Annotated in this window: 6 protein-coding genes; all 6 read left to right on the top strand. The window is 35.1% G+C overall.

Features of this window, described 5'->3' with window-relative positions:
- Positions 1 to 2: 2 nt before the first annotated feature.
- Positions 3 to 824 (top strand): ABC transporter ATP-binding protein, encoded by an 822-nt coding sequence (locus H8S07_RS13175; RefSeq protein WP_021861633.1) that lies wholly within the window; start codon positions 3 to 5, stop codon positions 822 to 824.
- Positions 825 to 1,120: 296 nt separating this feature from the next.
- Entirely contained in the window at positions 1,121 to 3,001 is a 1,881-nt protein-coding gene (locus H8S07_RS13180; RefSeq protein WP_186856180.1) for a polysaccharide pyruvyl transferase family protein, read from the top strand.
- The gene (locus H8S07_RS13185) at positions 2,994 to 4,661 is read left to right on the top strand and encodes a CDP-glycerol glycerophosphotransferase family protein (RefSeq protein ID WP_186856181.1); all 1,668 of its coding nucleotides are present in this window, start codon (positions 2,994 to 2,996) and stop codon (positions 4,659 to 4,661) included. Before H8S07_RS13180 ends, H8S07_RS13185 begins: the two co-directional genes overlap by 8 nt.
- Before the next feature lie 157 nt (positions 4,662 to 4,818).
- A complete protein-coding gene (locus tag H8S07_RS13190) occupies positions 4,819 to 6,843 on the top strand; it encodes a L,D-transpeptidase family protein (RefSeq protein WP_243176035.1) in 2,025 nt (674 codons plus the stop codon).
- Positions 6,844 to 6,973: 130 nt separating this feature from the next.
- Positions 6,974 to 9,814 (top strand): CDP-glycerol glycerophosphotransferase family protein, encoded by a 2,841-nt coding sequence (locus H8S07_RS13195; RefSeq protein ID WP_243176036.1) that lies wholly within the window; start codon positions 6,974 to 6,976, stop codon positions 9,812 to 9,814.
- Between the two features lie 66 nt (positions 9,815 to 9,880).
- Positions 9,881 to 10,771: an acyltransferase family protein gene (locus H8S07_RS13200; protein WP_186856182.1), complete on the top strand. Its 891-nt coding sequence runs from the start codon at positions 9,881 to 9,883 to the stop codon at positions 10,769 to 10,771.
- The last annotated feature ends 36 nt before the right edge of the window (positions 10,772 to 10,807 follow it).

Here is a 10,807-nt window from a genome sequence, read left to right on the forward strand (position 1 = left end):
TGATGGGACAGCAGGATATTGCAATTGAATTTAAAAATGTATCAAAAATATATAAATTAAAACGAAAAGATAAAGAAGTAAAAAAGGATGAAAAGACACAGTTCTTCTATGCATTGAAGGACTTGTCTTTTCAGGTAAAAAAAGGACAGGTTCTCGGTATACTGGGAACGAACGGTTCCGGAAAATCTACAATGGCACTTGTTTTATCCGGAATTGCATCTCCGGATGAAGGAGAGATCATTGTCAATGGTGAACAGGCACTGGTCGCCATTAATACAGGACTTAATAAGCAGCTTACAGGTCTGGAAAATATAGAACTGAAAGGTGCTTTGCTTGGTTTATCAAAAAAAAGAGTGCAGGAAATTGTAGATGGAGTAATTGAATTCGCGGAGATTGGAGATTTCTTATACCAGCCTGTCAAGAAATATTCCAGTGGTATGAAATCCAGACTTGGATTTTCAATTAACCTTTGTCTGAATCCAGAGATTATGATTATAGACGAAGCATTGTCTGTTGGTGATAAATCTTTTGCTAAAAAATGTCTGGATCGTATGCAGGAATTAAAAGAAGATGGAAAGACAATTGTATTTATTTCACATTCACTTCCACAAGTGCAGGAATTTTGTGATTCAGCAATGTGGTTGGAAGGTGGAAAAATGAGAGAATATGGTGACATTGACACAGTGTGTGAACATTATGCTGAATACATTGAAACTTATAATACACTTACAAAGGCACAAAAAAAAGCAGAGCGAGATGAAAAGTTTAAGGAACGTATTATAAAAGACAGAAAGCCAGGATTATTTGACAGACTTTTTGGGTAATTTTATCTGTGTTATTTACATGGAAAATGGAGTGTAGGAGTAGGAAGAAATGAAGATAGGTATTATTTCGATTAATATGTTCTCGAAGGGATTAAATTTTGCTTGCCCTTTGCATAATTTTGCTTTTCAGCAGTTTTTGTTAAAATATACAGGTGTATAACTGATAATTGTATTATCAATTTTATTTTTTAACAAAAAATAAAATTGATAATACAATTATCAGTTATACACCTGTATATTTTAATGATTTTAATCTCAGACATCCATATGAGTATTATAAAAAAATATGCGATAATATGGAAAAAAACGGAAAAAAAGAATTGGATCCGGATAATTGGCAGCGTTTTACTGAATTAAGGGACGAATATCAGGCGCTATATAATGAACGTGAAAGAAGATATGATAAATTTCAGAATTTTATTGATACCAATTATATTAAAACAGATAAAATTTATGATGCAGATTTGTTAGAAGTGGAAGATCCGGGATTTGATTGTTATATCTGCTGTACAGATGTTATCTGGAAGAAAGAGCCGGGTTTTGGTTTTGATCGCGGTTTCTTTTTGGCGTGTTCTTCTTTGGAAAATAAATGGAAAATCTCCTATGCGGCGAGCAGAGGTGTATATCATAGTGAAAATGAAGAGGATGAAAAGACATTTCTTCATTATATTGACGACATTGATGCTGTTTCCGTCCGTGAAAAATTTCTGGCAGAATATTTAAGAAAGAATATAAGTCAGGATGTTACGGAAGTGCTGGATCCAGTACTGTTACATGAAAAAGAATTTTATTATGATTTTATGAAAAAACCGGAAGAAGAACATTATTTGTTCTTATATTATGTACAGGAAAAAGCAGAGGCTACGATTGAACAGGCTGTAAAATATGCCAGAGCACATAATTTAAAGATTGTCGAAATTACAGATCGTCCAATTAAAGGTGGACGTCTTCAGCAGTATACTGATGTAGAAGTTATTTATAATTATGACATGGGAATTGAAGAATGGCTGGGGTACATCCGCTATGCAGATGCCGTGTTTACAAATTCATTCCATTGCTGTTGTTTTAGTATTTTGTTTGAGAAAGAACTTTTCGTTGGCTTTCGTATGGGAGATAAAGTTACGCATGTATTAGAAATGTTTGACATGTTAGAACGTAAATTTGAAAGGAAAAGTGATTTGATTAATAATCCACTGCCTAAGACAGATTACGAAAAAGTAAAAAAAATCATGGCTGAAAAGAGAAAAGAATCATCTGAATTTATTTTAAATGCAATTCATGCGATGGAGAATAAAGAAAAGCAAAAAAAAGATTATGGATGGTGGAAGCGCAGACAAACATATCCAATTCATTATAACAGCGGCGTAAAAGATGAAGTAAAAGTTGGTACATTTGCTTCGGTACCGGGAGAAACCAGGAGATTTTCTTCGGGAAGTACAGAATTTACTCCTGAAAGATATGCAGAGAATGATGGGATGTTTAAATTACTTTTCAATGGATTCGGATATCATAATCACGTTCCGGCAGGATGGAGGATTCGTTTCCGAATAGGAAAACGCTGGTATTGGTACTTAGAAGATCATACGTATGTTGAAAGAACGGAATATAGTGAAAATAATGAAAAATATAGTCCATTAAAAATTTTCAGAGAAGGTGAACGGATTCCGTTTATCCCACTTAATGGAATAAAGGGAATTGTAGCAGAGGCAATCTGGGAAGAAGGAATGAATTCTTTTGATGTTGTTTATAACGGAGGCAGGAAATCCCGAAAATTACAATATCAGTTCGATGAATCAAAAGGAACAGTATTTGCCAGAAAGGATCTTTCTGTTGAATATCGAATGTCAGAAGCAGGCATTAATGATGGTACATCAGAACTCCTTAATGAACATTATTCTATCCCACATTATAAATGTTTAGGCAGAAAGATGCGAATAAAGGATAATGATAAATGGTATTGGTACATGGCAGATGGTTCTTTAAAATTAATTGAGCCAGGAACGCCGGAAACAGGTGAACGTTATATATTTAAAGAAGAGTCAAAGATTCCATACATTCCGGCAGGAAATGTAAGTGTTGTTGTATTTGAATCTATCTGGCAACCGTCTGTTTCAGCAAAATTCTGGCATAAAGTTAAGAAGCTGGTTCGTCCTGCGAAAGGAAAAGAAAATGAATAAGCCAGATGTATTTTTTGAAATTTGTAATTTAAAATGGGAAAGAATTTTCCTGTCACTTGAAGTGCGGACAAATTGTAAGGATAATGCTACATTCAGTTTGGAAAGAATTGGAAAAATTATACATGAAGAACAGGAAGGCACAGAGAGTGTCCGTGCGGAGATTCTGGAAAAAATCCCGGTTTCCTATGAAAAGAAAGAGAATGGATGTTATTATTTTTTCTTGAATATTTCCGCGATGAATGACAATGCATTTCTCAATAATGGAAAATGGAGAATCGTGGCGCATACAGCAGATAGTGATTATGTATGTGTTACGTCTCATAAAACGGGGTATCTTTTAGACGATTATTCGAGAATATTCCGTTATGGAAAAGGAAAGTATGCATATAATATTTCGTTCAGCTCTTTGGAGGACGAAAAGAATTTCTGGTTTTTGATGAATTCTTATTTTATGATACAGAATAAGCATTGGAAAACCCGCCGTTATGTGCAGGAAGCGATGACTTTAAAGGGTAAATTCAAGCGTTTGAATATGTATACTGCGATTGTTCTGATGCGGGCATTTTACGTTGTATGGTCGCATATCTTTCCAAAGCGTGGAAAAAATATTCTGTTGATGAGTGAAACGAAAGATTATTTGTGGGGCAACCTGAAGTCAATAGATGAAAGGCTGCATGCAAGAGGACTGGATAAGCAATTTCATATTTCGTATTCATTCAGAAGAGCTGTTGGATCCCATATGAGCATACTTAGCTGGGCAGGGCTGATATTCAAGATCGCAAAACAGGATTATATTTTTGTTGATGATTATGTACCGGTATTCGGTTTTTTGAAATTATGTAAGAAAACGAAGTTGATTCAGGTGTGGCATGCAGGTGTAGGTTTCAAATCAGTTGGGTACAGCCGCTTTGGTAAAAGTGGCACACCGTTTCCGGCAGGTTCCTGCCATAAGCAATATGATTATGTACTGGTAGGTGCTCCAAAACTGGTTGAGGTATATGCGGAGGTATTTGGACTTCCGGAAAATCGTTTTCTCCCGGTTGGAATGCCGAGGCTGGACGGATTTTTAGATGAAAATAAGATCCGAAATTTCAAAAATGAATTTTATAAAGAATATCCAAATCTGCAGAGTAAGAAAATTATTCTGTTTGCACCGACATATCGTGGCGACGGACAGAAAACAGCAAATTATAATTATGACTGGCTGGATTTGAAAGAGATTTATGATTTTTGTGGAGAAGAATATGTATTTTTAGTAAAGATGCACCCGTTTGTAGATGATCCGATTCAGATTCCGCAGGAATATCAGAACCGAATCATAGATTTTGCATCTTATCCGAATATTAACGATCTGTATTATGTGACGGAAATTCTGATCACAGATTATTCTTCAAACTATTTTGAATATTCTTTAATGGAGCGCCCGATTTTGTTTTACACACCGGACAGAGAAGTTTATGAATTGTCACGCGGTGTGCACAGAAGTGTAAAGGAATGCGCACCTGGAAAAGTGTGTGATACATTTGAAGAAATGATGCGTGCACTTCGAAATAAGGATTATGAGATTGAAAAGGTACATCAGTTTGTAAAAGATAACTATGATGAATATGACGGTCATGCGGCAGATAAGGCAATTGATGCTATCTTATTAAAAAAGTAGAAAAAGAAATGACAGAGGACTGAAACCAAAAATCCTTTGTCATTTTTGATTTTCTAATGTATCTTAATATATAATTCATAAAGTTGGTGTGGAATACAGATGAGATTATGGTATAATCATAGTAATATGCATAAATTATTAAAAAGGAGAAGAAAAGATGCAGATGAAAAAACAATTAAAACGTATTTTAGCGTTTGTTATGGCGTTCACTTTCATAGTGTCTACACAGGTACACGCCGCAGATGGCGAAAGTAGCGCACTGATGGATATCAAATCTGATGGATATGAGATTCAGATTGCTGATTCCGCCAGTATCACATATACTGGTAAAGAAGTCACACCGGCGATTAAAGTTGTGAGAACAGATGAATCAAAAGAAGAAACAGTTCTTGATGAGAACAAATATGAGACTGCATATTCTGATAATGTGAATGCAGGAACTGCCAAAGTTACTGTAAAGGGAAAAGAAAATGAAGGCGTTACCGGAGAATTAACAAAAGAATTTACAATTTCTCCGGCATCTTTGAAAGATGCAGCGGTTACAGTGGCAAACAAGTCAGCTACATACACAGGAACAGCCGTGAAGCCTGCAGTTACAGTAGAACTTGGTGGTAAAGTGTTAAAAGAAAATACCGATTATAAAGTGTCTTATGCGAATAATAAGAATGTCGGAACTGCGGAGATAACCGTAACCGGAATCGGTAATTATACAGATACTGCCAAAGCAACATTTTCGATTGTAGTTGGAACTTCTGATATCAAGACAAGTTCTGTATACAATAAGGTTAGTCTTTCGTGGGGAAAGGTTACAGGAGCTTCCGGATACAAAATCTACCGCAGTACATCAAAAGACAGTGGATATAAAGCAATAAAAACAGTTAAATCCGGAGCAACAGTAAATTATAATGATACGAAGGTTACTTTTAATCAGACGTATTATTATAAAGTGCGTGCATATCGTATAGTTGGAGATAAAGCAGTATTTGGAGAGTATTCACCAGTTTCGAAGCAGAAAGTAAAAGTAGGAACTTCTTCAGTAAAGCGTACTGCATCTGCATCTACGACATCTTACAATGCAGTTACTGTAAAGTGGAGTAAAGTCAATGGTGCAAATGGCTATAAAGTATATAGAAGTACATCTGTAAATGGAACTTACAAGGCATTAAAAGTTATAGCAAATGCAACCTCATATACAGATAAGACAACAACATGTGGAACTACTTATTACTATAAGGTGCGTGCATATCGTCTTTCAGGAAAGACAAAATGTTACGGTGATTTATCAAAAGCAAAATCCGGTCGTGCACTTCCGGGAACAACAACGATTAAGGCAAGTTCTGAGTGCTTTCAGACAAAGGTTAATTTAAAGTGGGTAAAAGTATATGGCGCGAGTGGATATGAGATTTACAGATCTACGTCAAAATCAGGGAAATATACACTTGTAAAGAATATTAAAAGTGGACGTACTGTAAAATGGACTAATTCGGGCCTGAAAAAAGGACAGTATTATTACTATAAGATTCGTGCATATCGTACAGTAGATGGCAAGAAATTATATGGCGGATATTCTAATCGTTTCCGTAAAGGAACGGCAGGATGGAAATATATAAACGGATTAAAATTATATTATGATGCGCAGGGAAAACTTGTAAAAGATGTCAGCAAGATTATCGGAAAACAGTCCTCTTATGTGATTAAAGTTAATAAAAAGATGAATGTTGTTACTGTTTATGCAAAAGACGGAGATAACGGCTATATTATTCCGGTAAAATCATTTGTATGTTCAGGCGGTGCGGCAACACCGGTAGGTACATTCTATACACCGGCAAAATATCGCTGGCAGACATTGATGGGACCATGCTATGGACAGTGGTGTACAAGAATTCATGGCGGTGTATTATTCCATTCTGTGTTCTACAGTACAAGAAGCAATTCTACATTAAGTGTGAATGCTTATAATAAACTGGGAACAACCTGTTCGCATGGATGTGTAAGATTAAGAGCGGGAGATGCAAAATGGATTTATGATAACTGCCGGTTGAGAACAAAGGTAATTATTTATAACAGCTCTTCGGTTGGTCCGTTTGGAAAACCGAAAGCAGCAAAACTTGCATCATGGCATACATGGGATCCGACAGATCCGACAGCAAGAAGCAAATGTAAAGCTCGTGGATGCCACTAAAAGAATCAAAGAAGAATATGAAAATGGCTACAGACTATTGAAAGTTTGTAGCCATTTATATTATAATACAAAAGTATGTGCAGAATCATTTCTAATGAGAAATAATTATAGAAATAACAGGAGATGCTTTATGAACGAAATAAGATATGAAATAATTATCACATTTCTTGAAAATGCAGATAAATTAAAGAAAACGGTACAAAGCTGTGAAAATCAGATATTAGAGAATGACAGAATTATAATTGTTGGAACCGGTAATCTGGAACAGATAAAATCATTAAAAGAGATTAAGAAATATAAAAAACAGATTACATTCAAACAGACAGCCACCGTTGCGGATGCTTATAATGAATGTGTGAGAGAAAGTGAGTCACAGTATACAATTTTCATGAAAGAAGGAGACTGGCTGGGTGAAGGGTTTCTGAAACATGCAGCCAGTGTAATGGAAGATGAAAAAGAACAGCAGATAGAAGAACCGGAAGCGGAATCAGAGTCACAAATTGAATCAGAGGATGAACATGAGGAAGAACATGAGACGAAAGGTGTAGTATTACAGAACGAAATCATGAATCCGGGAGAAGTATCTGTTCTGCTCCCTGTACAGTATTGTGATAATCTGCTGGTTTCTGAAAAGCCTAAAAAACATATTTTAAGTAAAAAAGTAATTAAAGGAACTTATGGAGTAGATATTACAAAGAATTACTGGGCACTGCAAACTGCTTTGCCAGGTGCGGTAATACGGACAGCATGTTTAAAAACATATACCTTTAATACTGAAATCATGTTTGAATATGACACGGATGTGTTGCTGCGCATTTTGAATAATGAAAAAAAATATCTGGTAACAGACAGGGCAGAGTATTATTATTTTGATCCGAAGGAAAATCAGGTATTATATCACATTCCTGCGCATTATTCACAGTGGTATGAAGAATCCGCAGAAAAATATTTATTGCCATTATTAAGGGATTCGGAAGATAGCCTGTTTATACAAAATTATGCGGTATATTATGTTCTGAACCGTTTCTTATGTAATCTTGATAATCGCAATAAAAAACAGCTTCTTGGAAAGAAGTTTGATAAATACTTAGAGGTAGTAAAAGAAATTTTCGGATTTGTTGATGATTATTATCTTACGAATCAGGACCTACATAAGTATTTATCGAAGAATCCGCAGATTTTATGTATGTTCCTTCGAATCAAATATGGAATTGATAATGTGAAATATGAGTATCGACAGGAGATTGATCCGGAGACAGAGGAAAAGGATCTTGTGATGTACTTTAATGGAAATCGTATTTCTTCTGTAAACAGTCATTATTTTTCAATCGGAATGATGAATTATGTAGATGGAAAAGTCTGGCTGGATGGTTCTCTGATCAGCATATTTGCGCAAGGAGGAATTGATTTTTATGCTGAATTTAACGGAAAGATGATAAAGGTAGAGGATACAGATTCTTATTCCCTTACAAAATATTTTGGAGTTCCGGCTTACAGAAGAATTACTTATCATCTGGAATTGCCCTTGAATCCAAATAAGAAAAATCAGGCAGTACGGTTTTATGCAAAAGATAAAAATGACAAATATCAGTTGAGAATTACATTTTCGGATCACTGGGCGAAATTAAGTAAAATACCAAGATATTCCTACTGGCATTTTAATAAATATTTATGCCATCATGCGGAAAATTCGATTGTATTTAAAAAAGCAAATATTGTAAATGTTTTGAAAAGAGAGATACAGTTCCAGTTGAATCTGCTGAAGATCAATTCTAAATACAGCCGCCATGCATTGGCACTCCGGTGGTTATATTGGATTACAAGACCATATTTTAAAAAGAAAAAAATCTGGTTGATGTTAGACAAATTATACAAAGGAGGAGACAGTTGCGAATATCTGTACCGCTATTCGGCAAAATTAGAAGATGGTGTTACAAGATATTATGTAATTGATAAGAAAACGCCGGATTATAAAAAATTGAAAAAAGACGGATATAAGCCATTGGCAACAAATTCGCTGATGCATCAGCTTGCATTTTTAAATGCAGATCTTGTATTGATCACAAATTCACATTTGTTCCCGTTTAATGGATTCCGTAAAGAAAAGTCCAAATATTTCAGAGGACTTTGCAATTTTTCATCTATGTGTCTGCAGCACGGATTATCTGTGCAGAAGTGTGCAATGGCACAGAGAAGGATTATTGATAATACGACAGGATATTTCCTGGCATCGAAATATGAATATGAAAATCTCTCCAAACATGCATATGGATATCAGAATTTTGATGTGTTGAAATTAACAGGAATCGGACGATATGATGGATTGATCAGTAATGATCAGAAACAGATTTTGCTTTCACCAACCTGGAGAATGTACAATGCACTTCCGGTAACAACGAGTGAAGGTGATCAGAGGGGATATAATCCGGAGTTTAAAAACTCTACATATTATCAGGTGTATAATAATCTGATCAATCATAAACGATTGATTGACTGTGCAAAGAAGACTGGATATAAGATTAAATTCTTACTGCATCCGATTTTGAGTTCACAGGCAGATGATTTTACACCGAATGAAGAAGTAGAAGTAATTCCATCTGTTGGAGATTTAAGCTATGAAAAGATATTGACAGAATCTAGTTTGATGGTTACGGATTATTCAGGAGTTCAGTTTGATTTCGCTTACATGAGAAAGCCGATTGTTTATTTCCACCCGGAAGAACTGCCACCACATTACGAAGATGGAATCTTCTTCTACGATACAATGGGATTCGGTGAGATTTGCACGAAGACAGAACAGCTTGTGGATCTGCTGTGTGAATATATGCAAAACAATTGTGTTATGAAAGAAAAGTATGTAAAGCGCGCAGATGATTTCTTTGTATATAAAGATTATAATAACTGTAAGAGAATTTACAAAGAGATAATGAAGAGTCAGAAACAGATTGATATAGACAAAATGCGAAAGTAACAGGTGTGTATTATGAAAAAACATTATTTTGCATATGAAATGTTCTCGAAATACAGGGGAGCAATTATGGGAATACAGATTTTATTGATTGTGTTTTTCCATTTTACAGAAGATTGCAAGGGATATAACGTCAGATATTCTGGTATAGTTTACTGGTTTTATAATTATGTTAAAAGTTCCGGAGTAGATATATTTCTTCTGGTATCAGGTTTAGGACTTTATTATTCCTGGAAGAAGAGGGCAGAGCTGAAATCGTTTTATCAGAGGAGATTTGTAAAAATACTGATTCCATATTTTCTGGTTGCGGTACCGGCATGGATATGGCTGGATCTGATTGAAGAACATAATGGATTAGTACAGATGTTTTCGGATCTATTTTTTCTTACATTCTTTGTTGGAGAAAATAAATGGTTCTGGTATATATTATTATGTGGTTTTTGTTACCTTATTTTTCCATATATATTCGATGTGATTGAGAAAGTCCGGGATCATACAGAAGCAAAGATGCGTGTACTTGTATTGTGCCTGACAGCTACAATTGTTACAATGATGCTGCAATTGTATGCAAAAGATCTATATATGAATATCAGTATTGCAACAAAGAGGGTTCCGGCATTTATAATCGGTGTATATATTGGAAAATTAGCCTGGGAAAAGAAGGGAAAACCCATATGGAGCGTCTGGTTACAGCTGATACTTTTATGTTGGATGATGATTCCATTGCAGCTATATAACAAAAAGATAATGGGAGTATATTTACTTGCATTGATGAATTTGACAATCTGCGAGATTCTAATGTTGCTCTTTGAATGGACAGAGAATAAATCTTCTGTGATTTTAAAGTTGAGAAATGGTATTTTGGCAATATTAAACTGGTTTGGTAAATATACGATAGAGATTTATTTGATACATGTTGCATTCAGAAAAGTATTTAAGACTTTGGATTATCCTACATAAAAGTATCAGCTGTAACAAGACGCTCCATATGGGTTT

This window comes from Dorea hominis, from assembly GCF_014287705.1.
GTDB classification, from domain to species: Bacteria; Bacillota; Clostridia; order Lachnospirales; family Lachnospiraceae; genus Dorea_D; species Dorea_D hominis.